19 protein-coding genes are annotated in these 23,851 nt (G+C 60.5%); 7 read left to right on the top strand and 12 right to left on the bottom strand.

The window, feature by feature from the left end; translation table 11 throughout:
* Window positions 1-67: 67 nt before the first annotated feature.
* From BLW03_RS17555 to BLW03_RS17520, 8 genes are all read right to left on the bottom strand, one after another.
* Window positions 68-832, bottom strand: coding sequence for a sulfite exporter TauE/SafE family protein (locus tag BLW03_RS17555; protein WP_074655314.1), 765 nt, complete (start codon window positions 830-832; stop codon window positions 68-70).
* A 72-nt stretch (window positions 833-904) separates the two neighbouring features.
* Window positions 905-1,747 (bottom strand): phosphoadenylyl-sulfate reductase, encoded by an 843-nt coding sequence (locus tag BLW03_RS17550; RefSeq protein WP_139285248.1) that lies wholly within the window; start codon window positions 1,745-1,747, stop codon window positions 905-907.
* Window positions 1,747-3,384 (bottom strand): sulfate adenylyltransferase subunit CysN, encoded by a 1,638-nt coding sequence (cysN, locus tag BLW03_RS17545; RefSeq protein ID WP_074655313.1) that lies wholly within the window; start codon window positions 3,382-3,384, stop codon window positions 1,747-1,749. Before cysN ends, BLW03_RS17550 begins: the two co-directional genes overlap by 1 nt.
* Window positions 3,385-3,386: 2 nt before the next feature.
* Window positions 3,387-4,328: a sulfate adenylyltransferase subunit CysD gene (cysD, locus tag BLW03_RS17540; RefSeq protein WP_074655312.1), complete on the bottom strand. Its 942-nt coding sequence runs from the start codon at window positions 4,326-4,328 to the stop codon at window positions 3,387-3,389.
* 403 nt (window positions 4,329-4,731) lie between these two features.
* Entirely contained in the window at window positions 4,732-7,935 is a 3,204-nt protein-coding gene (locus BLW03_RS17535) for a TonB-dependent receptor (RefSeq protein ID WP_074655311.1), read from the bottom strand.
* A gap of 343 nt (window positions 7,936-8,278) precedes the next feature.
* Window positions 8,279-10,456: an outer membrane protein assembly factor BamB family protein gene (locus BLW03_RS17530; RefSeq protein ID WP_212733231.1), complete on the bottom strand. Its 2,178-nt coding sequence runs from the start codon at window positions 10,454-10,456 to the stop codon at window positions 8,279-8,281.
* Window positions 10,457-10,597: 141 nt separating this feature from the next.
* Entirely contained in the window at window positions 10,598-12,379 is a 1,782-nt protein-coding gene (locus BLW03_RS17525) for a mechanosensitive ion channel domain-containing protein (protein ID WP_074655310.1), read from the bottom strand.
* A 90-nt stretch (window positions 12,380-12,469) separates the two neighbouring features.
* On the bottom strand, window positions 12,470-13,195 hold the full coding sequence (locus tag BLW03_RS17520) for an LPS-assembly lipoprotein LptE (protein ID WP_074655309.1): 726 nt from the start codon (window positions 13,193-13,195) through the stop codon (window positions 12,470-12,472).
* Window positions 13,196-13,358: 163 nt separating this feature from the next.
* Between BLW03_RS17520 and BLW03_RS17515 the strand changes: the two genes are divergently transcribed.
* From BLW03_RS17515 to BLW03_RS20920, 3 genes are all read left to right on the top strand, one after another.
* A complete protein-coding gene (locus tag BLW03_RS17515; protein ID WP_074655308.1) occupies window positions 13,359-13,775 on the top strand; it encodes a hypothetical protein in 417 nt (138 codons plus the stop codon).
* 120 nt (window positions 13,776-13,895) lie between these two features.
* Entirely contained in the window at window positions 13,896-15,923 is a 2,028-nt protein-coding gene (locus BLW03_RS17510; protein WP_083350617.1) for a beta-L-arabinofuranosidase domain-containing protein, read from the top strand.
* 48 nt (window positions 15,924-15,971) lie between these two features.
* Complete coding sequence (locus tag BLW03_RS20920; RefSeq protein ID WP_074655307.1) at window positions 15,972-16,217, top strand: hypothetical protein; 246 nt, start codon at window positions 15,972-15,974, stop codon at window positions 16,215-16,217.
* A gap of 25 nt (window positions 16,218-16,242) precedes the next feature.
* Here the strand turns inward: BLW03_RS20920 and BLW03_RS17500 are convergent, their stop codons facing one another.
* The 3 genes from BLW03_RS17500 to BLW03_RS17490 all read right to left on the bottom strand — a co-directional run bounded on the left by BLW03_RS17500 (window position 16,243) and on the right by BLW03_RS17490 (window position 17,943).
* The gene (locus BLW03_RS17500; protein WP_139285246.1) at window positions 16,243-16,566 is read right to left on the bottom strand and encodes a hypothetical protein; all 324 of its coding nucleotides are present in this window, start codon (window positions 16,564-16,566) and stop codon (window positions 16,243-16,245) included.
* A 205-nt stretch (window positions 16,567-16,771) separates the two neighbouring features.
* Complete coding sequence (locus BLW03_RS17495; RefSeq protein ID WP_074655305.1) at window positions 16,772-17,134, bottom strand: YtxH domain-containing protein; 363 nt, start codon at window positions 17,132-17,134, stop codon at window positions 16,772-16,774.
* A 95-nt stretch (window positions 17,135-17,229) separates the two neighbouring features.
* Complete coding sequence (locus BLW03_RS17490) at window positions 17,230-17,943, bottom strand: uracil-DNA glycosylase (protein ID WP_074656111.1); 714 nt, start codon at window positions 17,941-17,943, stop codon at window positions 17,230-17,232.
* A 91-nt stretch (window positions 17,944-18,034) separates the two neighbouring features.
* On the opposite strand from BLW03_RS17490, the gene BLW03_RS17485 reads away from it, so the two are divergent.
* From BLW03_RS17485 to clpP, 3 genes are all read left to right on the top strand, one after another.
* A complete protein-coding gene (locus BLW03_RS17485; RefSeq protein ID WP_212733230.1) occupies window positions 18,035-19,174 on the top strand; it encodes an aldose epimerase family protein in 1,140 nt (379 codons plus the stop codon).
* A gap of 129 nt (window positions 19,175-19,303) precedes the next feature.
* Window positions 19,304-20,707 carry a trigger factor gene (gene tig / locus BLW03_RS17480; RefSeq protein ID WP_074655303.1) on the top strand — a complete coding sequence of 468 codons (1,404 nt, stop codon included), beginning with the start codon at window positions 19,304-19,306 and terminating at the stop codon, window positions 20,705-20,707.
* A gap of 195 nt (window positions 20,708-20,902) precedes the next feature.
* Window positions 20,903-21,532, top strand: a complete 630-nt coding sequence (gene clpP, locus BLW03_RS17475) for an ATP-dependent Clp endopeptidase proteolytic subunit ClpP (protein WP_280138050.1) — start codon at window positions 20,903-20,905, stop codon at window positions 21,530-21,532.
* 56 nt (window positions 21,533-21,588) lie between these two features.
* Here clpP and BLW03_RS17470 read toward each other — a convergent pair whose 3' ends face one another.
* On the bottom strand, window positions 21,589-22,221 hold the full coding sequence (locus BLW03_RS17470) for an FMN-binding negative transcriptional regulator (protein WP_074655301.1): 633 nt from the start codon (window positions 22,219-22,221) through the stop codon (window positions 21,589-21,591).
* Between the two features lie 183 nt (window positions 22,222-22,404).
* On the opposite strand from BLW03_RS17470, the gene clpX reads away from it, so the two are divergent.
* On the top strand, window positions 22,405-23,688 hold the full coding sequence (clpX, locus tag BLW03_RS17465) for an ATP-dependent Clp protease ATP-binding subunit ClpX (protein WP_074655300.1): 1,284 nt from the start codon (window positions 22,405-22,407) through the stop codon (window positions 23,686-23,688).
* Window positions 23,689-23,851 lie beyond the last annotated feature (163 nt).

Raw genomic sequence — 23,851 nt, 5'->3', positions numbered from 1 at the left:
TCACTGTACGACCAATAAAAAGCGCGGGCATTGATGCCCGCGCTTTTTACCTTTGAAGAGGCTTTCGCTACTTCGCGACACTGATCATGTTGGTGTACAGAAACTGCACGCCGATGATAAGCAGCCAGACCCACAGCGCGAAGCGCAACGGGCGCTTCGGGATGAACTTTGCCGAGACGGTTCCGACAATGACGCCGCCGATGCCGCCGATAATCAACTCCTTCAGCAACTGTGTGTCATGCGCGCCGTTGAACATGTGGACGCCGCTGCCGATGACCGCGACCAGGAAACCAAAGAGGATGTCCGTTCCCACGACCTGCGCAGGTGGCAGCGTGGTGAGTGAGAGCAGAGCCGCAGTGCCCAGCGCGCCCGCACCGGCCGAGGAAAAACCAACCTCTGCACCGACAGGAAACATGAGCAGTGGCATGGCCCAGGGTGCGTCGCGGGTGATCTCACGCGGGTTCTTGATCGGCCGGAAGGAGTAGAAGATCTGGTAGATCGCCGTGCCCACCAGCACCGCGCCCAGCAAGGCGTTCATGAAGTGTTGCGAACCCTTGCTGACGAGGTGTGCGAGGAAGAAGGAGCCGAGCAGAACGCCGGGCAGACCACCCAGCAACATCCAGCCGAGCACCTTCCACGCGACCTGTTTGCGGAGGATCTGCGTGGGCACCAGCAGTAACTTCACGGATGCGGCGAAGACCAGCCCCGTGGTGACGGCGATGCTGGTGGGCACACCAAGAAAGAGGATCAAAAGCGGTGTCGTAATCGTGCCGGCGCCTACGCCGGTGAGCGCGATGAACATCGCGATGATGAAGCCAATAAGGTAATGCATCCGTAGCTTTCAAACAGCGGTGCTGCTGCGTTCCGTACCCGTGTCAGCCATTTCATTCGCTTGGCTAACTACTTAGTGCGAGGCATCCGGATTGCCATCTTCTGTGGCCTGGATATGGATGCCGCACTCCACTTTCTTGCCTGCCCATCTGCCGGAACGAGGATCGTTCGGGTCGGTGGGCAGCGTGGTACATGGCTCGCAGCCGATGCTGGTGTAGCCGAGGTCGTAGAGCGGCAGCAGCGGGATGTTGAAGTGGGCGCAGAGCTGCCAGACATCGCGCGTGGTCCAGTCCGCGAAGGGGCTGAGTTTACGCACGATGATGCCGGGCTTCACGGCGAAGTCGTCGATCTCTTTGAGGGCGGTGCGCGAGCGTGCCTGTTCGCGGCGGAGGCCGGTGAGCCAGACCTTGTACTGCGCGACGGCGTCGAAGAGCGGCTCGACTTTGCGGAAGCCGCAGCAGCGATTGGGCTCGGTCTGGTAGAGGAGGCCGAACTCGGATTCCTGCTGAGGGACGGTCTGTCGCGGCAGCAGGTTGGTGAGGTTCAGGTGCCAATCGGTGGCGATGCGATCGCGGTATTCGTAGGTCTCTTTGAAGTGGTAGCCGGTGTCGAGGAAGAGTACAGGGATGTCTGGCCGCAGCTCCATCGCGAGGTGCAACAGCAGAACGTCTTCGGCCTGGAAACTGCAGGTGAGGCAGGCCTCATCGGGGCCCACCGCGCTTAATTCTTCCCGCAGTGTTTGACGCACATGGGCTAACTGCTCGAGCAGTTCGGGGCGCAGGTTTGCGGTGTCGTTGATGGGCACGCTGGGGAGCGGCGCGCCGCCGGCTCGCTCGGTCTCACGCTCTGCGCGCAAAACCTGCTTTTCGTGTTCGCGCGAAACGACTTCAGCGGTGTTGATGGGAAGCTCTGCCATTAGTCGTTCTCCCGGAGTGCGCCTGCGCTGCGCAGTGCCTCGATGGCCGCTGCGATGGCGTCTTCACTGCCCTGCAGACGCAGTGCGTGTGTGGGGTGCAGGATGATGTCGCGTGTGATCTGTGCGGCAGCCTGGGTGCCTGTAAGTTCCGCCTTGCGGATCATGCCAGCAGCGACGGTTGCATTGGTCTGCAGGTCGATGAGGACGAAGCTGCCGGTGTGGCGGTTCGCTGCATAGGTGTCGAACGCGAGCGGCTGCAGGGCTTCGACGGTGACGTTGCCGATGCCGTTCATCGACAGTGTCGACGCAGCTTTGTGATGGCTTAGCTGGCCGGGCACTTCTGACAGATCGACCGTGCGCACGAGTGTGCTGACCTGCGCAGGAACGCTGCGGCTTCCCTGCTTCAGCAGGTAGCGCTTGCCAAGTTCCAGCGGTGTCTCATCCATCCACACGAGCGATGCTGTGAAACCCTTCGCGATGACGGGTTGCTCAGCCGTGTTGACGAGCAGGTCGCCGCGACTGATGTCGATCTCGTCTTCGAGGGTGAGCGTGACGGAGAGTGGTGCGAAGGCTTCCGGCAGGTCGCCATCGAAGGTGACGATGCGTTGCACCTTGCTGTGTTTACCGCTGGGGAGTGCGGTGATGGTGTCACCGACGCGGATGATGCCTGCGGAGATCTGCCCGGCGAAGCCGCGGAAGTCGAGGTTGGGACGAATGACGCGCTGCACCGCCATGCGGAAGGGTGCGTCGACATTGACCTGCGAGGACGGAATCGATTCGAGCAGGCCGAGAAGCGTCTGGCCGCGATACCACGGAGTGTTGCTGCTGCTATGGACGACGTTGTCGCCGGCGAGTGCGCTCACCGGGACGAAGTGCAGCGTGGTCTGGTCGTTGCCGTCGACGTCGAGATCGTGGAAGAACCTGGTGAAGTCCTGCTGGATCTTTCCGAAGACCTCCTCGCTGTAATCGACGAGATCCATCTTGTTCACGGCTACGATGACATTCCGCACGCCGAGCAACGCGGTGATGTACGCATGGCGGCGCGACTGGATGAGCACGCCCTTCCGCGCGTCGACGAGCACAACGGCAACATCAGCCGTGCTGGCGCCGGTAGCCATGTTGCGCGTGTACTGCTCGTGGCCGGGGGTGTCCGCGATGATGAACTTGCGGCGCGCCGTGCTGAAGTAGCGATAGGCGACGTCGATAGTGATGCCCTGCTCGCGTTCGGCACGCAGGCCGTCGGTCAGCAGTGCAAGATCGAGCACACCGGGCGCGGTGGTTCCCTTGCCTTCGATGGACTGGATCTGGTCGTCGTAGACGGATTGCGTGTCGTAGAGCAGGCGGCCGATAAGCGTGGACTTGCCGTCATCGACGGAGCCTGCGGTGGAGAAGCGCAGCAGGTCCTTGCCGCGTTCTTCCGCGAGGTAGTCGCTGATGTTGAAGTTCGCAGCGAACTCGGCGGACACGTGAATCGGTTCCGGCTCGGGTGTCTGGCCGAGGTGCGGATTGTGGAGCGCAATGTTGGGATTCCAGGACTCGGGTTCGCCCGAGGGCGCTCCGTTGGCCGCCTGGTCGTTGGAGGCATGCGAAGTGGAGTCCAGCTTCAACTCGACGAGATCGTTATTCAAAGCGCTCATGTTTAGAAGTAGCCCTCGCGCTTCTTGATCTCCATGGAGCCTTCCTGGTCGTGGTCGATGACGCGATTGGCGCGTTCGGACGAGCGGAAACCAAGGATCTCTTCGATGATTTTTGGGATGGTGTCGGCGTCGCTGCGAATGGCGCCGGTGCAGGGGCTGCAGCCGAGCGAGCGCAGGCGGCTCTTGACCATGGTGGGCTTCTCACCAAGGCGTGCCACGAAGTCCTGCTCGGTGGGCAGCAACGCGTCGCCGCGCAAATACATTGGCCGCTCCTTCGCGAAGTAGAGATCGACCACGGGGATGTTTTCTTCGTGGATGTACTGCCACACATCCACCTCCGTCCAGTTGCTGAGCGGGAAGACGCGAATGCTTTCGCCTGGGTGGATGCGGGCGTTGTAGAGGTTCCAGAGCTCGGGGCGCTGGTTCTTCGGATCCCACTGGCCGGCTGTGTCGCGGAAGCTGTAGATGCGTTCCTTTGCGCGCGACTTTTCTTCGTCGCGGCGAGCGCCACCGAAGGCCGCGGTGAAGCCGTAGTGGCTCAGACCGTCGAGCAGCGCCTGCGTCTTCAGCAGACCGCAGCAGCGCTTGGTGTCGAGCTTGATGGGATTGGTGCCGTTTGCGAGAGCCTCTTCATTGCGCCACACGAGCAGCTCCGCACCGATGGACTTCGCCATGTTGTCGCGGAATTCGATCATCTCGCGGAACTTGTAGCCGGTGTCGATGTGCAGCAACGGGAACGGAATGGGGCCGGGATAGAAGGCCTTCTGCGCCAGCCGCAGCATGACGGAGGAGTCCTTGCCGATGCTGTAGAGCATGACCGGCTTTTCAAACTCGGCGGCGACCTCGCGCAGGATCTGGATGCTCTCAGCTTCGAGCAGACGCAGGTGACTGAGGCGCGGTGGTGCTGCGGTGACAGGCGGCAGAGATGGAGTGAGTGTGGCCATCGATTCCTATGAGTGCATGGGGACGTGCGCTGAGATGTTTGGTGGAGGAGAGGCAGAGCGGAAGTCTAGCGCGCGCAACAACACACAGCCGTGAGGACGGCCGGACAACAGTCGCAGATGGAAAGGGGCGCGCGCATGTCTGCTCTTTGAGATTAGCAAACGGGGGCTTCGGATTCAAAAAGCATCCTTCGCGTGGGCCTTTGGGCCGCTTGATTTCTCATTCCGCGCACGAAGGGCTTCCCCTGGGCGAGGATTGCGCGGGCTTTGGCCCGCTGCTCTCCGCTTCACGAGCAACCCACACATCCGCTTTGCGTATGTGTGGAGCACCCGATCTTGTGGTCGATGGAAATGTTGGCCGGTGCGGGTGTCGCCCCACACCGGCCTTTCTCTTCTTCGCTTCCGACTAGAAGAGAACCTTGACGCCGAATTGGAGCTGGCGTGATGTGGCTGCCGCGGTGATGACGCCTGCCGTGGGGCTTGCGACGACGGCGGCGGTCTGGTTGGCGGCGGTGCCCTGCGTCGGTCCGGAGGAGAAGACGACCGGGTTCGGTGTGAGCAGGTTGGTGTGGTTGAGCAGGTTGAAGGCTTCCGCGCGGAACTGCACTCTGAGACGCTCGCTTACCTGGGTGTTCTTCAGCAGCGACAGATCCCAGTTGGCGAAGCCGGGAGATACCAGCGTGTCTCGTCCAAGATTGCCGACAGTGCCATAGGCGGGTGCGGAGAAGGCCGATGCGTCAAAGTACTTCGCTGCGCGCTGCGCCGTGCTGCCGCCGGTATAGAGCTTGCCGGTGAAGTTCGGGTTGCGATTGGGACGGACGGGATTTCGCGTGTCGCCGGAGCCGGTGGGGTTGTAGCCGAGTTGCGGCGTGAACGGCAGACCGGTCTGCAACGTGACGATGGTGCTCACGGACCATCCGCCGACGGAGCGACGAAAGACAGGATTGCTGCTGGCGCTGGTGCCGAAGGGCAGATCGTAGCTGCCGTTGAACGCTGCAAGTTGCCGTACGTCAGTTGCCGCGGGACCGTAGTCGAGCGATGGATTCTTCGGGTAGCTGACAAAGGCGGGCGTGTTAGCCGAGACGCTGGTATTCCACGCACTGCCGTTGTCAAGATTCTTGCTGAAGGTATACACGCCCCGCAGTGTCAGGCCCTTGCGCAGGCTCTGACGCACATCCAGCACCAGTCCGTTGTAGTTGCTGCTGCCACCACTTGACCACGAAGTGGTGTTAGCCACGGCCGGATTCGCACGCGTGGTCGTCGGGTAGTAAAGCGTGCCGTTGGGCACGCCTGTTGGGCAGTTGTTGGCGCATGACTGCGAAGCCGGCTCGTTCTGATTTGACGACAGGATCTGGTGGGTGCCCCGGGAGCCGATGTAGCCAACAGTAACGGAGAGGTTCGCGGCAAGCTGGCGTTCGATGTGCAGCGAGTAGGAGTAGACGGTGGGCGTTGCGATGTCTGGCTGCACGTTGGACGGCGAGATCAGGCCGGGCGCGCCGGATGTCGGGTTCGCCACCGTGGTGCCGCTGTACGACAGCGTGGTGTTGTACGGCGCGGCCTGGTCGAGGCGATAGTCCAGGTTGTCGAGCAACGAATGGTGCAGGCCAAAGCCAGCGCGGATGGCGGTCTTGTTATCGCCGGAGACGTTCCACGCGAGGCCGACACGCGGCTCCGGGAGGAACTTTGCACGGTTGGTTGCAAGGCCTGCGCTGCCGACGGTTGGCGTGCTGTTGATGATGCCATTCGTGAAGCCATAGACACCGGCGCGTCCCTTCGCCTCGTTGAAGCCGTTGCTGGATTCGAAGCGGATGCCAGCCGTGACTTCGAGCGTGGGCAACGCCTTCCACGTGTCCTGCACGTAGCCCGCGCCGAACCACGACCGCCATGCAAGTGCCGTTGGATTGGGCACGACCGTAAAGGTTTTGATGTTGCCGGTGAGGAAGGTGCTGAGCGATGCGAAGCTGGCCTGACCGTACTGATTCTGCGCCAGGTTGTCGTTCGATTGCAGACGCTGCAGCCATCCGCCAGCCTCAAGCGTGTGACTGCCAAGGGTGTAGAAGATGTGGTCGTCGAAGGTGAAGAGGTTGCGTGTGATCGCGTTGTTCGATCCTACGTTGGCGCCTGCGCCGGTGATCTGCGAAGAGCCGTTCGAGGCTGTGGAACCGGCGATCACGATCGCACCGATCGGCTTGCCCGCGACGAAGGTGCCGCTGGCAGCGGCGACATCCGGCGGTACTTCGCCCAGGAAGTAGAAGCTGGCGCGTGAGAAGCCGGCGCGCGCCGTGTTCAGAAGTTTCGGTGAGAAGACGTGCTGTTCCTGCACGCTGGCCACCTGCTCGCGCAGGGCTTCGTTGATGAGCGAGTAGGGGTTAGCCGTGGGCGTGTTCGCGGTGGAGTCGTCGACGGTGTAGACGCCGAAGAGAAGGTCGTTGGCGGACAAGTTGGCGTCGAAGCGCGCGGTGCCGAAGTCTTCGCGGATGTGCTGGACAGGCGTGGAGTATGCGATGGCGATACCGGAGCCAAGGTCCGGGCCGTTCGCAACGGGCCACAGGTTCAGCAGCGGCCGGACCGAAGGTGCGGCCGCTGCACGCGAGGCGGCGTTGGGCACGAGTGTTACGTCGCTGAGGCCCAGGTTCTGGCGGTAGCCCTCGTAGTTGGCGAAGAGGAAGAGTTTGTCGTGCTTGATAGGACCGCCCAGCGCTGCGCCGAAGTTGTTGCGCTGGAAGTTGGGCTTCTTCGCCTGGTCGAAGTAGTTGCGCGCGTCGAGTGCGGAGTTGCGGATGAACTCATACGCCGCGCCGTGCAGAGCATTGGTGCCGGATGCGGTGACGATGGAGATCTGCGCACCCTGCCGCTTGCCGTAGTTGGCGCCGTAGGTGTCGCTGACCACGTTGAATTCCCGCACGGCTTCCACGCCCAGCAACTGACCGCTGGTGCCGCCCGGCGTCACGTTAATGAGCGATGCTCCTGTGTACTCCACGCCGTTGAGCAGGTAAAGATTGTCCTGCGGGCGTCGGCCGGAGACGGAGAACATGTTGCCCACCGAGGAGTTTGAAGTTCCAACAGAACCCGACCGCTGCGAGGTGTAGTTGACCGTTGCAGGATTCAGCGTGATGAGCTGGTCGTAGCTGCGTCCGTTGAGCGGCAGGTCTTTCACCTGGCGCTCGGTGACGAGACCGCTGACCTGTTCGTTGGACAGATTGACCGTGGGTACCGTGTCGCTGACGGTGACCTGCTGCTCATCGCTGCGGACGTGCAGTTTCACGTCGAGCGATGCGGCCTGACCAACGGTGAGGACGACGCCCGTGTGCTTCTCTGCGCTGAAACCATCGGCAGTTACGGCGACAGAATAGAGGCCAACCGCGATGGACGGCGCGCTGTAGCGGCCAGCGGCATCGGTGCGCAGGCGACGCTCAGTGCCGGTCTCTTCATTGTGGATGATGACCGTTGCATTGGGAACGGCAGCGCCGCTGCCATCGGTGATGACGCCGTACAAGGTGCTGCCGACAACCTGCGCGCCCGCGCATGCAGCGGTCACGGAAAGGACCGCGGAGATGGCAATGGGGACGGATGCAAGAAAGCGCGAACGTCGCGCAAAGGGGTGCGTCACAGGGTGTTCCTCTCGTTGTGTTCGGTTGTCGGGCTGGCGCGCGGCGTTAGCGCACAGCAAGGCTGCGAAGGATCAGCGGCGACAACAACGACACAGGAGCATGAACGGACCTCATGGGAAACGGCGCGATGCGCCAACGGTGAATCAGAGATTGGATGAGGAGAAAAGCAGAAAGGTGCGCGCGCTCAACCTAGCGGCGACAACAGTTACACGTTGCGTGGGAACGCAGCACCATGACTTAGATGTGTATCGGATTGAGACGCAGATTGCAAGGAAGTCCGGCTAAATCTGTCGCTCTGAGAGAAACGGAACTTGCTCCCGACAACCTGGACTTTCCGGAAAACTACTTCGCCCCTTCATCGGGCAGGCTGTAAGCGATGAGTTCCCCGGGGTGGCCGGGACCACCGACTGCGACTACCAGGTATTGCTTGCCCTTCCACATATAAGTCATGGGGGATCCGGTCTGCCCGGTGGGCATAGCGACGGCACCGGCATCCTTGCCGCTGGTCTTTTCGTAGGCACGCAGCAGTGCGCCTTTTACTCCTGCTGTGTTTGTGAAGGTGCCAGCTTCGCCCGCAATCAGGAGTGATTTCGTCGTGAGCACGCCAATAATGCCGAGACGTCCTGTGCGAGGGATGTTGATGCCTTTGAGGAGCGGGTTGGTGCGGACTTCGTCCGGGGTTTCGCCGTGTGCGATCTGCCAGAGGATCGTGCCGTGATCGAGATCGATAGCGGAGATTTCGCCGTAGGGTGGGTGTACGAGCGGCATCTTGTGGATGTCCAGGTCTCTCCCGGTGTCTTCCGGGCCCGTGGCCGCCTGGCCCAGGACGTACCGCATGTCGGATTCATTGGGATCGGGTGGCACGAGGCCCGCCGCGCCTACCAGGGCCTGCGAGAAGACGTAGAAGGTGTGCGTCTCCGGGTCGTACGAGCCGCCGGGCCAGTTGGAGCCGCCAAGCGAGAAGCCGAGGATGAGTGTCCCAAGTTTCCCGTCGGCTTTGCTGACGACGGGCGGTGTGTACACGGGCCCGATCTGGTACCGGGATGCGAGCTTCATCGCCTCGGCATGCAGTTGCGGCGTGAAGTTGATGAGGTCGTTGTTGCTGAAACCGTTGCGGCCATAGGCTGCGGGCCTGGTGGGGATGGGTTGCGTGGGCGAGTAGGTTTCGCCGGGAACGTCACCCTGGGGGACGGCCTGCTCGACGATAGGCCAGACGGGCTTGCCGGTCTCGCGGTCAAGCACGAAGAGGATGGACTGCTTGGTGGGTTGCGCGAGTGCCTTGATCGGTTTGCCGTCGACGGTGATGTCAACGAGGACGGGCGCGCAAGGGATGTCGTAGTCCCACATGCCGTGGTGAACGAGTTGGTAGTGCCAGCGGCGCTTGCCGGTCTTCAGATCGACTGCGACGAGGGTCTCGCCGAAGAGCCCGTTGCCGGGACGATATCCACCGTAGGCGTCACCGGTGGGAAGTTCCACCGGCAGGTAGGCGAGGCCAAGCTTCTCGTCGACGCTCATCTGGCCCCAGACGCCGGTATTACCCGTGTAGGAAGCGGAGTCGCCCTGCCACGTGTCGGCACCGAACTCGTTCTTCATGGGGATGGTGTGGAAGATCCAGAGGCGGCGGCCGGTGCGGACATCGAAGCCGCGGACGTAGCCCTTGGTGTTGTTCCTGCTCTTGGGAATGAGGCCGACGCTGTGCGCTGCGCCGATGATGATGGTGTCGCCCGCAACAAGGGGTGCTGCGTGCAGGCCGATGTCGCCACCCAGCGGATCAATCTTCTGGTCGTCCTGTTCCTTCAGATCGACGACGCCGCCGCGGCCAAAGGTGGAGACGCGGTGGCCGGTGGTCGCGTCGAGCGCGATCAGCCGGTAGCCGGGCGTGACGTAGAGAATGCGATTGTGCTGGCCGTCAGACCAATAGGCGAGGCCTCGTCCGGAGAGCTGGCGGGGCGCATTCTTTGCGCGTTGTCCCTCGTCTTCGCGGTACATCCACAACATTTCGCCAGTTGCGGCGTCGAGCGCGACGACATCGCGTCGTGAGCCTGCTGTTGTGTAGACCACGCCCTTCACCATAAGCGGTGTCGATTCGAACTTGTATTCGGGGCTGCTGCCGAGGTTTGCGGTGTTGAAACGCCACGCGACTTTGAGGTTATTGAAGTTCGAGGCGTTGATCTGGTCGAGTGGCGAGTAGCGATGATTGGCAAGATCGCCACCGTAGGTCTTCCACTCCTGCGTTGCTTTACTCGTTTCTTTTACAGGAGCTGTGTCCAGCGTCGTGAGGTAGTTCACGATGCGTGCGAAGTCTGCGTCGGTGCCCTGGGCTCCGCGAGAGCGCATGTTCGCGACGACGCCCTGCCATGTGTCGTGCGAATAGTGCTTCTGCGTCGCAATCTCTTCGCTGTGGCAACTGCTGCATGTCTGCACGAAGAGTTCGTGATCCGAGCGCGTCGGGGTCTGTTGGGCGACGGCGGATGAGACAAACACGACGCAGCAAAGCAGTCGAAGGAACGTGTGGCGCATTTGTCCACATTCGCATACCGCAGGGAACGTCGCAATGTTGCGAGGCTGCTATATGGAGTGCGAGAGCGTTGTCCGTCGTCACCGATTGAGCTCGGCCTCGTCAAATGCAAGCCGCCGCATCGTCAAGGATGTTGAGGGTGCCTAGGTGCCAACGGGTCGAGCCGGCATGCTCGGGTCGACATGCAGACCCAACCCCAACGCGCCAAGAACAAGCTGGCGCAGACGAACAGCCGTATCAAAGCGGGTGGGAGCTTTGGTGACATACCGAACCACCACCTCCAGCCCCGCGGCAGAGGTGCGAACGATTGCTGTGGGTGCGCCTTTCCGTTCGTGAAGGCCATGCGTCGTGGCGAGTTCTCGCCACGATGCTTCCGCACTTGCCATATCGTCTCGTGTCTCCGTTGCGATCAGGTGCTGCACGCGGGACAGCAGTTCCTGCGTGATGACCTTACTTGCAGGCACGGGAACCACGAACTCGTCCCAGAGCCACTGCTCTGACGTTGAAAAGTTGAAGTACTTGCGCTCCACGGCAAACTTGTTCATGAAGACGGCCTGGCGGCCGGTGAACTGACCACTTGTTGCCCAGTTTCCAGCTTCGAGGAGGTAGGTGTGAAGTGCGGTGACCTCAAGAACTTCGCCTTGCGTGCCGTCGATTTCGACCCAATCCCCAACCTGGATGCCCCGTCTTCCCATCAGTGCGAACCAGCCGACGAAGGAGACCAGGAAGTCTTTCAAAGTGACCGTTATGCCCGCTGTGATGAAGCCGAGGATAGTTGAGACATCACCTGGCATGCCGAAGATGACGACCGCAATCCGGGCGACGACGACAATTTCCAGAATGAGCGTGATGACCACGCGGGCATGTTTCAAGCGGCGATGATGATTCTTCTCCCACCGTTTGAGAAGGTATTGCGCAAAACCACTCAGCGCGAAGATACCCAGTACCGCCATAACTACCGTCAGAAAATCTGCGGCCAGCGAAGTCAGCAGTGTTCGACGCTGGGTCTGCACAAGGTGGCCCCAATCCTCGTAGACCTTCGCCAGTTGGCCCAGGTCCCGGACACGCTTGTCGAGGTCGGCCATGTCCTTTTCGCGCTCGGCTGAGACACGCAGTTGCGTCAGTCTGCCTGATCTTGATGACGGATCTTCGCCCGGTGTCGACACATAGGTCTGGCGGTCGAGGCCGTCATGTTGCTGCTGCAATTTCTGTTGCTCTGCAAGCACCTTGTTGCGCGCGTCCGCCAGCATCTTCCGGCGTTGTTTCAAGGACGAGAGGATCCGCACCTTACCTACGACCGAATGCAGGGACCGTGCGGACTCGAGATCTGCGGTCGCCGTGTTCTTCGGCAGTGCTGCGGCTTGACTCTCAATGGACCGGTGCTGATCGAAAGCCTGTTGGATATCCGTTTGGGGATCCCCGCCCGTTCGAGCGAGATCCTGCTGCACATTCTCCAGTTCATCTTCATCCAGCGTGAGTTGGGCCTGCGCGATACGCAACCGCTCTCCGTCGTCATCAGAGGCCTTCGAGGAATCGGCACTCGCGGCCGCAACTCCTGCCTGATCGGCCCGGATCGACTGCTTCAGCTCAGCAATCCGTTGAAGCATCGACGTCGCCGCGGCGGTGTGTTCGAGTCGGTGGGCTGCCGAGTTGCGAATGGCCGAGGCGAAGCTTTGATCGAGCTCGTGATCTGCCGATCGCATGGCCAGCACCGCATACTGTTGCTCCTGGGGCGTCGCAGCCAGCGCCGCAAGATTCCGCGCGGTAACGTAATAGCTCTGATCGACAGCGGTGTTGGAAGAAGGAGCTTCAGCCGGCGCGGAAAATTCCGAGAGTGAGAGATCGGTTCCCGAGTTTGCGACCACGAAGATAATCACCACGACACATCCCAACAGCCAAAGGCCGATGCGTTGCGGCAGTGTCATTCTCGTAGCCGGAAATGTTTTCACTCGCGCGTTCTTTCCAGCCTTTGCTATCGAAATTGAGCCTTGGTTTCTGCTGTTTTCCGATGAGTCTTAGAACTTCACATCGGTAACGCGACCGTCTTCAAACACAACCTGCAGTCCGCGGTAGTTCCAGAGCGACTTCTTCCCGAAGATAACCTTTTTCTCCGGCGCGCCCATGGCTTCAAGAACCTGTGACTCAGACATGCCCGGAGCGATCGATGCGTCATTCGCTGACTTCGCTGCGGCCGGTGGAGTTGACGGAGATGGCGCAGCTTCGGTCGCGCTGGGAGCGTATTTCTGCTCTGTCCTGCGTTCGATGAGCTTAGCGTAGTTTTCCTTTACCCAATGATCGATGCTGGATGCCATGTCACCTGCGGCGAGTCGCCAGGAGAGCGCTGATTCTGTTTCAAGCGGAATCTGTGAGTTGCCTGCGAGCAGCATCACATGCAGCACATTCACGTTTCGAATGGTCGGGACTGTCGTGGCTGTACCCGACTTTCCATCTTTGCTCTGGTTGGCGTAAGTGTTGACAGACGCCGTCTCCTTGCGCACGTTGCGGGAGTCAATCCGCACAACAACCTCGGCTTCTGCCGGTGAATCCACGACACGGATGGTGCGAGATTTTCCGAGGAGTGCTTTCCGCAGATCGAGCGCGGAATCTCCCGCACCATTTGCTGCAAAATCGCCGCTCCCTGCCTGCACGTACATCCGAATCAGCGTCTGCCCGATGGCGTTCGGCACAACAGCAAGGGCGATCGCCAGAGAAGCGAAAGGGGTGAGATGGCGCCGCAGCATAAGACCTCCCCGTGATCGGGCCAGATTAGCATTTTGACGGCGTTTCCGGCAGCGACTTTGTTACGTTTTCTACCTCGAAACTGTTGATGGACTGTCCTTCGACGTCGTCACAGCCGTATCCTTTTCGAGCAATTTCTACCATCCCTGTAGCGGAGGAACAAACATGAGCCATCGGATGATCGCGATCGCGTTCCTTGCAGCACTCATCTTATCGGTTCGACCAGCCGTCGCTCATGATCAGCTCCATCGCTTTAACGTCAGAAAGGATGGAGGCGCACACAAGGAACGGGGCTCCGTCCGGGGTTATGACGACGTGCGCTATCTCGTATCCATCGATGCGGCCGGTGTGTTGCGCATCGCGTTGAAGAGTGGGGTGGGATCCAATCTCTTCAACGTGTATGGACCGGGTGCACAACTCGGAAAAGACGAGGCGATCTTCAAGGGCGCGTCTGCTGGGACAAAGGCGGAAGTACCTGTAAGTGAACCAGGCGATTACATGATCCAGGTCTTCCTTATGCGCAACGCGGCAAGGCGAGGAACCACCAGCCGATATTCGTTGTCGGTCGAACTGACTAAGTAGCGGATGTACCAGCAGGAAACCACGACGCGACCGCACCGTTTCCCTCTTTGGTCGCAGTCGCAGCCCCAACCACTGTTCCTGCAACGCCTGGAGCTTTAGTCTGTTCCCTGAGGCCTCTCAATGTCTTCTGCTAGTCGCCGCCAGTTCCTCCATTCGACCGCCTGTGTGTTGGCGGCGTCCGCAGTCACGTCTCGAGGTCTCTCCGCTCTGGGCCCGAAGACAGGACGAGCTGATACTGCTGCGGCGAAGTTAGCGCCTGCAGCATTTCAGCCGCTGCTGGTCGGTCAGATCCGGCCTGCGGGTTGGCTGTTGCGCCAGATGCGAATTCAGGCGGACGGCATGGGCGGTCATTTGGATGAGTTCTGGCCGGATGTCGGTCTTAACTCCGGATGGCTGGGTGGCACAGGCGAAAGCTGGGAGCGCGGTCCCTATTTTCTGGATGGGCTGGTGCCGCTCGCCTGGCAGTTGGACGATCCCGTCCTGAAGGCCAAGGCGATGCGGTTCATCGACTGGACCCTCGACAACCAGCAGCCAAGCGGAATGATCGGACCTGCTTCCAACAACGATTGGTGGCCCCGCATGGTGATGGTCAAGGCACTGGCGCAATACCATGACGCAACGGGCGACCCACGCGTCCATCCTGCCTTGACAAGATACTTCCACCATCAGTTAGCAGAGATGCCGCAACGTCCGTTGCAGGAGTGGGGCCAGTACCGGTGGCAGGACGAAGTCTATGTCGTTCAGTGGTTATATTCCCAGACCAATGATCCGAAGCTGCTCGCCCTGATGCACCTGCTCAAGCAGCAGGGCTTCGACTGGGTGGAAAGCTTTCGGGATTTCAAATACACAGGTCCAACTTCACGGAGTCTGCTTGATCCGAGCAGGCCGAGCGGAAACAAAGCAGAAGGGATGCAGACACACGGCGTCAACAACGGGCAGGCGTTGAAGACTGCTGCTGTGCAGTTCCGGTTGAACGGTAACGCTGCGGAGAAGGCAGGCTATTACCGGCAACTGGGCGCCCTGGATAAATTTCATGGCCAGCCGAATGGCATGTTCTCGTGCGATGAGCATCTTGCTGGTCTGAATACCAGCCAGGGCACTGAACTTTGCACGGTCGTGGAGACGCTGTTCTCGATGGAAGTAGCCCTGGCTACCTTTGGAGATGCCGCTATTGCGGATCGCATTGAGCGCATCGCCTACAACGCTCTGCCAGGCACGTTCACGGACGACATGTGGGCCCATCAATACGACCAGCAGGCCAACCAGATCTCCTGCAGCCTCAATTCCAAACCGTGGACCACCAACAGCGCCGAATCCAACCTGTATGGGTTGGAGCCACACTTTGGCTGCTGCACGGCTAACTTCCATCAAGGCTGGCCAAAGCTCACTTCGTCCCTGTGGATGCGGCCTGCTGATGGAGATGGATTGGCTGCGATGATCTATGCGCCCTGCAGCGTGACGACGCAGATCAACGGCTGCAGCGTGCACCTGCAGGAGCAGACGGACTATCCGTTCCGCGAGCGCGTTCGCATCACCGTGAACCCAAGCTCGGATGTTCGTTTCACTCTTCACCTCCGCATACCGATGTGGGCTGCAAAAGCAGCGATCTCGGTCAACGGCGAAGTCGTGAACACTGCGTCCGCCCCGGGCACTTTTGCAAAGGTTGCACGCACCTGGAAGGCCGGCGATGTTGTCGAGCTCGTGCTTCCCATGCAGCCATTGTTGACCCGTGGCTATCACGGCTCAGCCACACTCAGTCGTGGACCGTTGCTCTTTTCCTTTTCACCCGGCACGACCTGGGTCAAGCTGCGTGACCGAGGGATCACTGCAGACTGGCAGGTGTTTCCGCAGGCGCAGTGGAACTATGCTCTGCACGTCGATGAGACTTCCGCTCCGGGACTTGCCGTGCACGAGTCTGCGATCGGGGCAATCCCGTTTTCCGCCGCGAATCCGGGTGTGAAACTCCTGGTCCCTGCGAAGATACTCGATGCCTGGCGTTCCGAAGATGGCGTCGCCGCTCCGGTTCCGGAACACCCAAAGTTGAGTGCATCGGCCGGAACTTTACCGGACGAGTTAATTCCTCTTATCCCTTACGGCGCAGCCAAACTACGCATTACATCGTTCCCGACGTTGCAACCAGGATCCTAAAAGGCGACTCGGCACGGGCAACACTGCATGAACTGTTAGCCTCAGTCAGTGCCCTCGATCTATATCAGCAAACTCTTTCACGAGTTACGCGACGAACTTCTCTCAGCGATGCACGTTGCGGTGGAGCGTGAGGTCAGGGCTGGGAAGCCTGTGGACGTAAACCGTATGTGGCGCACGTTCTCCCGAGCGGCTGCTGGGAAGATGGCCAATCCGGTTGAGGTCTCCGACCGCTGCGTGGAGTTGGGTCGGACCAACGTAAAGCGAGGCAGGTCCGGCGATTCTGACGACGAATAAGCTGCCGGCGCGCAACCTTGTCGTGTCAGATTCTAGTCAGGGTAACTCCCGAAAAGGAGCCGGCTTCGGCGTGCGCGAGGCATTTGTCCGCGTAGAGTTCGAGCCGGTCGAGATCTGTCGGATTCCGTTGAACGATCGCAGACAGAATCTTTAATACGGTCGCTGCGTACGCATCGTCACCCCAGGATACCGAGCCGAGGGCCTCATCCCGCATCTCAAGCAGATCGGAACATCCGACCTGTGAGGTCATCTCGACCCAGTGTTCTTCTTTGAAATGCTCCAGGGCGATCTTCTTGACCCGGAGGATGCGTGCTTCGTGAGAAAGGCTGGTGCTGGTCGGTTCGTTCAAGTGGCTCTCCAACGATGAAGACCCCTCTCCGGGGTCTTAGTTGTTGTAGGCGGCGAGTGCCTTACGAACGAGAAAGACCTGCTTCGCGCCGGTGGTTCCACAATGCCTCGGAGGGTTACTCCTTCACATTGTTGGAACTGCGGCGGAAGCAGGTCCCCTGACTTCACTCAGGACGGCAACTTGCAGTTGCTTCCAGAGCGAATGGCTACACCAGCGAGCGAGCCTTCTTGGTGATGGTTTCCACATTGTCGATGGCGACGTCGGCGACGCTTACAAGCTTCTCCTTGGCTTCGCTGTAGGAATCATTCAGAGCGTCGATGGCCTGGGAGTAGGCGCTGTCCAACTGCTTGACGCCCTTCTTGTAGGCCGAATTCGCTTCCTTGGACAGGCGCTCGGCCTGATCCTTCACATAGTCGGCTGCGTCCTCAAGGGAGTCGCCCGCTTCGTCGTAGGCGCGGCCCAGTTGCTTGCGTGTCTTCGCACCGGTCTGCGGCGCATACAACAGTGCAACGATGGCACCCGCGGTGGTACCGGCGATAAAGGCGATCCAGAAACTCTTGCTGCTCATCCTCGTGCCTCGCTTCCTTGCTTCTTTTCCTTGTGATGGGCACTCATCCGCGTGGGTTGTTTGGTTTCACGCAGAGTCGACGCTGTGTCGTGAAATCAGCCTAGTCCCGCGAGCTCCCGCGCACGCACGAAAATCTTCGTAAACATGGCTTTATTCAGCCGTCCCGTATTCGTATTGCGCAGCGATGGATGATAGCTGGCCAGCAGGACCATGCCGTTCGGCAGCCGATGTTCGACACCATGGCCAAAGGGGTAGTGTCTGCGCGAGTCGATGACGCCCTGCGCAATCAGGAAGTTCAGGTAGCCGTCGAACGCGATGCGTCCAAGTGCGACGACCACACGGAGCCGAGGGAGCGCGCCGATCTCTGCGGCAAGATGCGGTGCGCAGTTGCGGATCTCCTGCGGCGTTGGTTTATCCGCTGGCGGTGCGCACCGGCAGATGGACGCGATACGTGCGTGGCGCAGCTTCAGACCGTCGTCGCGATCGGTGGCGTCCGGCTGGTTTGAGAAGCCCGTCTCATACAGCACGGGATACATGAAATATCCGGCGCCATCACCGGTGAAGGGGCGCCCCGTGCGATTAGCTCCGTGCGCGCCGGGCGCCAGGCCGACGATCAGGACACGAGCATTGGGATCGCCGAATCCTGGTACGGGCAGAGTCCAATATTCCCAATCGATATAGGCGCGGCGCTTGGTCTCTCCCAGTGCGGTGCAGTACTCGCGAAGGCGCGGGCAGCGTGTGCAGGCGATGATGTTGGCGCTGACGTTTGCAAGCTCGGTAGCTGCTTTGGTATTTCGTGCAGATGGCATGACGGCTAACATGATGGTAGCGTGGCACTATTCCGCCTCGCTTCGTTTCAACGTTTTAGCCAAGTTCGCTGGTATTGGAGAGATGACACCCGTGAACGAAAATCAGAGCGAAGGCCGCCAGCGCAGGCGCGGTATGAGCCTCGCCAGCTCCGGACTGGTCACCGCCCTTCTGCTGGCCGTGGTGCTGGGCGTATTAGGCGTGGTGTGGCAGGCACACTTGCACGGCAAGATTCACAAAATGACCACGCCTGAGATCGCTCCGGATACGGTTGTGGCTGCGCGGCCCGGTGGGCAGGACGTGCTGCACATGATGCGCAACGATCACGCAGAAGAGATGACGCCGAAGTTCTCGTCCGCGCTGCTGCTGCCGGGCGCAGGCATGGCAGTGCTGCAGGCCAACCTGAACGTCCCGGGACATGGACAGGTGCCGGTACTGGTGGGCACTGAGGAGACGTCTCTGCCGGAGCAGCTGGATCCCCAGACGTTCGCCCCGCGCGCAGGCTTGCAGAATTCCCCTATCTCGGTCCGCACTCAGGTTCCTGACGGAACCGGCTGGGGGCCATTCACAGAACTGGTGATGAACCATCCGGCGCAGAACGTCAGCAGTGACTTTCTACCAGACGGCAGCACGGCCAATGCAACATTCCCCGCAGTCCCTCCGGCCGGCACGGACGGTCGCGTTCCCCCTCCCAGCGGTATTGAGACGAAGGTCACCACCACGCTTTCGGGCCGTGGCCTGGACCTGACGATCGCCGCAACGAACCATAACGACACGCCGCGGGCCCTGGCCATCAGCTGGCACGCTCACTTCGCAGCGCCGCGCGCCGGCCTGACCGGTATGATCATTCTGCCGCCGGAGGCTGTGACCCCGTCCGCTTCGATCGGTTCCGCGGCCTCCCGCGCAGCGGCGCGCACGGTGCCGCTGGGCGCCGGCGATGTGCACCAGGTCTTCACCAACCTGAAATACAGCTACCTTAGCCAGGGACCGGAGATGCGGTTGCGCAATGCCGCAGATGGCTACGTTCTGCGGATGACGGCCATGACGCCCAGCATCCGGAGCATGAGAGTTGATGCGGCCAAGGACGGTAAGGGCGTTGCAATCGACTTCAGCACGGCCTCCGGCGACAGTCCGGAGCGGGCCAGGACGGTGGTCGCGCCCCACGAAACACTCCTGTGGAGGGTCCGGGTGGACGTTCCTTCGGACCCCGACGATAAAAGTTCCACACAATAACCTGCGGCCCGCGGACGTAACAGGTTTGACCCTCCCGTCCCGGGTCCGTACCATTGATACGACGGCATGACCGCCCGCGGCGAGCCCGTCGCGGCCCGCCGCAGAGACCCACCCAGAAGGCATCCGATTTTGACTCCGAACGAGACAGTAGAAGCAGCAGCCGAGACAACACCGGCAGAGCAGACCGAACTTACGCACGATCACTCGCACGAGGGTCACGACCACTCGCATGAGGGCCACGTGCATCGCCCGCCGTTCAACCCTGAGTTGACGCGCTCGGTCAGTGTGGAAGCATCGGCTGAAGAAGTTTCCAAGGCGTACAGCAAGGTGATCAAGCGCTACAGCAAGCTCGCGCGCATCCCTGGCTTCCGCCCCGGCAAGGTGCCCGAGGCAACCATCCGCAACCGCTTCGCGAAGGACATCCGTCAGGAAGTTCTGGAGTCGCTGGTGCAGGAGCGATTTGTTGCTGAGATCAAGGCACAGGGCCTGAACCCGATCTCTGAGCCGCAGCTCAGCGAACTGTTCTGCGAGGACGGCCAGCCGCTGCGCTTCCGCGCACAGTTTGAGACCGCTCCCACCGTGGATGTCGCCGGCTATGACACCGTTACTGTCGAGAAGCCGAACGTCGCACTGGAAGAGGCAGAGTACGAGGCTGAGATGGACCGCGTCCTCGACTCGCACGCGACCATCGAACCGGTCGAAGAAGATCGTCCGCTCGCCGATGGCGACTGGGCTGAGATCAGCTTCACTGGTGCACGCCGCAAGGCGGAAGGCGACACCAGCGAGCACGAGGCCGACGAGATCGACGGCCAGGACGTGATGGTCGAGATCGGCGGCAAGAACACGCTGCCTGCCTTCAACGACGCTCTGCGCGGTCAGTCCAAGGGTTCCGAGTTCGAGCTGGAAGTCAGCTATCCGTCAGACTTCGGCGACGTCCGCCTGGCCGGTATCACCGTGGACTACAAGGTGACGGTCAACGGCATCAAGCGCAAGGTCTACCCGGAGAAGAACGACGAGTTCGCCAAGCAGCTGGGCGAGTATGAGACCTGGGCAGACTTCGAAGCCGGTCTGCGTGAGAACGCAACCGCAGGCAAGAAGCAGCAGGCGGAGAACGAGGCCAAGGGTAAGCTGGTGGATGCCCTTGTCGAGAAGTTCCAGTTCCCCGTTCCCGAGAGCTTTGTGAACCAACAGATCGACGTCCGCCTGGACCGTGGCCTTCGCGCTCTCGCGCAGCAGGGCATGACCCGCGAGCAGATGCAGACACTCGACTTCCCCCGCCTGCGCGAAGCGCAGCGTGACGAAGCCGTGAAGGAAGTCAAGGCATCGCTGATCCTGGATAAGATCGCCGCAGAGATGAACGTGGAAGTGAAGGAAGATGACATCGAGCGCGAGCTGATGATCATGTCCCTGCAGACACGGGAGCCGCTGGAGACACTGCGCACCCGCATGAATAACGACGGCACCGTGGGCCGCATGCGCGAGCAGATGCGCCGCGAAGCTACCGCAACTGCGCTGTACGAGAAGCTGGCATAGTCACTGCCTTTCCGCGATGCAAGTCTCGGAAGGGCACGGCTTCAGCCGTGCCGTAAGATCATCGTTACATCCGGGCTTTAGCCCCTGAGGGGGAAATCCCTCAGCGGCTAAAGCCATTTACTCTAGCGAACAGGGTCGGCATGGCTGAAGCCATGGCCCTCCGAAAGATCGTCAACACGAACATCGAACAACCGCATTAAGAGCAACAACGGAAGAACGAGGGAGAACATGGGTCTGATTCCAATGGTGCTCGAGCAGACGAGTCGGGGCGAACGCTCCTACGACATTTACAGCCGTCTGCTCCGCGACAACATCATCTTCCTGGGCACGCCCATCGATGACAACGTCGCCAACCTGATCATTGCGCAGTTGCTTTTCCTCTCCGGCGAGGACCCGGACAAGGACATCCAGCTGTACATCAACTCGCCGGGCGGATCCGTCAGCGCAGGCATGGCGATCTACGACACCATGCAGTACATCAAGAACGACGTCAGTACGCTTTGCATCGGTCAGGCTGCCAGCATGGGCGCGTTCCTGCTGATGGCTGGCAAGAAGGGCAAGCGTCTCGCCCTGCCGAACTCGCGCATCCTGATCCACCAGCCGCTGATCATGGGCCACGGCATCCAGGGCCAGGCGACCGAGATCGACATTCACGCACGCGAAATCCTTCGTTTGCGCGAGCGTATGAACAAGATCATGGCGGACCATACGGGCCAGACCTTCGACCAGATCGAACGCGACACCGATCGTGACTTCACGATGGGCGCCGACCAGGCAAAGGACTATGGCCTGATCGACGACATCATCTCGCGTCAGAAGTCGTAAGAATTCTAGTGGATCCAAACGAAAGGCCCGGCTTCTGCCGGGCCTTTCTGCTGTCCTTAGCGAGACTTAATAGGAACAATCTTCGCGGCAATCTGATCGCCCTCGCGCGGTGATTGGGAGAGGCCTTCCACCACACCGGCACGATCCGCTTCGCTGCGGTTCTGGCTCATCTTACGCTTCCCTTCCAGGCGGCTGATGGGCATGCGGATGCCGACGATGCCGCGCAGTTGGCCCATCACGAAGTCTGTTGGAGCGTCGCTCACCTGCCATGGCTCGGCGCGCCTGCCCTCGTGCAGATCGGTCAGGCGTGTCACAACGTCCAGCAGACGTCGCGGATCGTCGAAGAACTCTGCGTTTCCAAAGGCGTGCACGGTCTCGTAGTTCCAGGTCGGCACGACCTTCGAGGTCTCAGCCTTGGTGGCGTACCAGGAAGGCGAGATGTAGGCGTCGGCCGTCGGGAAGATTGCGAGCGCTTCATGCTCCGGCCTGGTCTTCCACTGGTCGTTCGCACGGGCCAGGTGTCCGTAGAGCGTGCCCAGGTCTCCTTCGGTGGCGTCGAGAAAAAGAGGCAGCGGTGTCGCGAGCAGGCCTGCGGCGGTTCCCGTAACAAATTGCGCCAGGCCGCATGCGCGGATCACGGCGTGCAGGTCCGGCAAGGACGCCAGCTCGAATTGCGGTGGATTGTACATATTGTGGTTCGACGGTACGACAAGATGCCTGACAAAGCCATTATTCCGCCACATTGCCCATGTGGAAAGCACGTCCCGAATGACGCTTATGGGGTACGGGCGCGTGTCACGTGGAATGAAACACAGGTGTAAACTTGAACTCTGCCGGGTTGAGTATTGCCCGGAGAGGAGTTGCGGATCCGCATGAAGACTTCCAAAGGTTCTGACGACTCACTGCGCTGTTCGTTCTGCCACAAATCGCAGGATGCAGTCGCAAAGCTGATCTCTTCCCCCTCTGACTATCCCCGCGCCTACATCTGCGATGAGTGCGTTGCTGTATGCAACTCGATCCTTGAGGATGACCGCACGGAGGTACAGGCCGGCACTGCGCCTGCGCACCTGCCCAAGCCGCATGAGGTCAAGGCGTTTCTGGATGAGTACGTCATCGGCCAGGACCTGACCAAGAAGAAGCTTGCGGTCGCCGTCTACAACCACTACAAGCGCATCCAGATGAACCGCACGCGCGGCAACGACGTCGAGCTTGCGAAGTCGAACATCCTGCTCGTCGGCCCAACGGGCAGCGGTAAGACCTTGCTGGCACAGACGCTTGCGAAGATGCTGGACGTACCATTCGCCATCGTGGACGCGACCACGCTGACGGAAGCCGGTTATGTCGGCGAGGATGTCGAAAACATCATCCTGAAGCTGCTGCAGGCCGCTGACGGCGACGTAACGCGCGCGCAGCAGGGCATCATTTACATCGATGAGATTGACAAGATCGGCCGTAAGGATGAGAACCCGTCCATCACCCGCGACGTCAGCGGTGAGGGCGTGCAGCAAGCTCTGCTGAAGCTGCTGGAAGGCACCGTCGCCAATGTTCCTCCGCAGGGCGGCCGCAAGCATCCGCACCAGGAGTTCACCATCGTCGACACGACGAACATCCTGTTTATCTGCGGTGGCGCCTTCGTCGGACTTGAGAAGGTCATCGGTCGCCGCATCGGCAAGAAGGCGCTTGGCTTCAAGCATGCCAACGGCGATGCCAAGGAAGCAGAAGTAACGCCGATCCGCGCGCAGCGTGACACCGAACTGTTGCGCCAGGCAGAACCGCAGGATCTGTTGAAGTATGGCTTGATCCCAGAGTTCGTCGGACGTCTGCCGGTCCTCGGTATTCTCGACGAGTTGGATGAGGCTGCGCTGATCGACATCCTCACACGTCCGCGCAACGCCATTTTGAAGCAGTACGCAAAGCTATTCGAGTTCGAAGGCGTCAAGGTCACCTGGACTGCCGAGGCCGCACAGGCCGTGGCGCACGAGGCTTTGAATCGCAAGGTGGGTGCGCGTGGTCTGCGCATGATTCTGGAAGAGCTTATGCTCGACCTGATGTATACCGTGCCGACGAACAAGAAGGTGAAGGAGATCGAGATTACTGCGGACCAGGTGAAGAACCGCAATGTCACGATTCCCGTGCAATTGGAGAAGGCCGGCTAAAGCGTTTCAATTCACGTTCGCAGAACGAACAAAAAGGGCACTGAGTTCACTCTCAGTGCCCTTTTGATATCGCATCGCAAGTTGGTCTGGATTCGCACCCGTCTCCTTCTGCGTGCGATGGCCTGAGAGGCGCTACAATCTCTCGAAGCGCTCCCGGTGTCCG

The organism is Terriglobus roseus (assembly GCF_900105625.1).
GTDB classification, from domain to species: domain Bacteria; phylum Acidobacteriota; class Terriglobia; order Terriglobales; family Acidobacteriaceae; genus Terriglobus; species Terriglobus roseus_B.
The sequence above is the reverse complement of the archived record's forward strand: the minus strand, read 5'-3'. Positions and strand labels throughout refer to the sequence as shown.

Bases quoted from the DNA above. Each gene is read 5' to 3' on its own strand.
- BLW03_RS17515 (WP_074655308.1), top strand. From the start codon at position 13,359: ATGAGCCATCGGATGATCGCGATCGCGTTCCTTGCAGCACTCATCTTA.
- cysD (WP_074655312.1), bottom strand. From the start codon at position 4,328: ATGGCCACACTCACTCCATCTCTGCCGCCTGTCACCGCAGCACCACCG.
- BLW03_RS17530 (WP_212733231.1), bottom strand. From the start codon at position 10,456: ATGCGCCACACGTTCCTTCGACTGCTTTGCTGCGTCGTGTTTGTCTCA.
- BLW03_RS17550 (WP_139285248.1), bottom strand. From the start codon at position 1,747: ATGGCAGAGCTTCCCATCAACACCGCTGAAGTCGTTTCGCGCGAACAC.
- BLW03_RS17520 (WP_074655309.1), bottom strand. From the start codon at position 13,195: ATGCTGCGGCGCCATCTCACCCCTTTCGCTTCTCTGGCGATCGCCCTT.
- BLW03_RS17555 (WP_074655314.1), bottom strand. From the start codon at position 832: ATGCATTACCTTATTGGCTTCATCATCGCGATGTTCATCGCGCTCACC.
- BLW03_RS17470 (WP_074655301.1), bottom strand. From the start codon at position 22,221: ATGTACAATCCACCGCAATTCGAGCTGGCGTCCTTGCCGGACCTGCAC.
- cysN (WP_074655313.1), bottom strand. From the start codon at position 3,384: ATGAGCGCTTTGAATAACGATCTCGTCGAGTTGAAGCTGGACTCCACT.
- BLW03_RS17495 (WP_074655305.1), bottom strand. From the start codon at position 17,134: ATGAGCAGCAAGAGTTTCTGGATCGCCTTTATCGCCGGTACCACCGCG.
- BLW03_RS17510 (WP_083350617.1), top strand. From the start codon at position 13,896: ATGTCTTCTGCTAGTCGCCGCCAGTTCCTCCATTCGACCGCCTGTGTG.
- BLW03_RS17525 (WP_074655310.1), bottom strand. From the start codon at position 12,379: ATGACACTGCCGCAACGCATCGGCCTTTGGCTGTTGGGATGTGTCGTG.
- BLW03_RS17490 (WP_074656111.1), bottom strand. From the start codon at position 17,943: ATGCCATCTGCACGAAATACCAAAGCAGCTACCGAGCTTGCAAACGTC.
- clpX (WP_074655300.1), top strand. From the start codon at position 22,405: ATGAAGACTTCCAAAGGTTCTGACGACTCACTGCGCTGTTCGTTCTGC.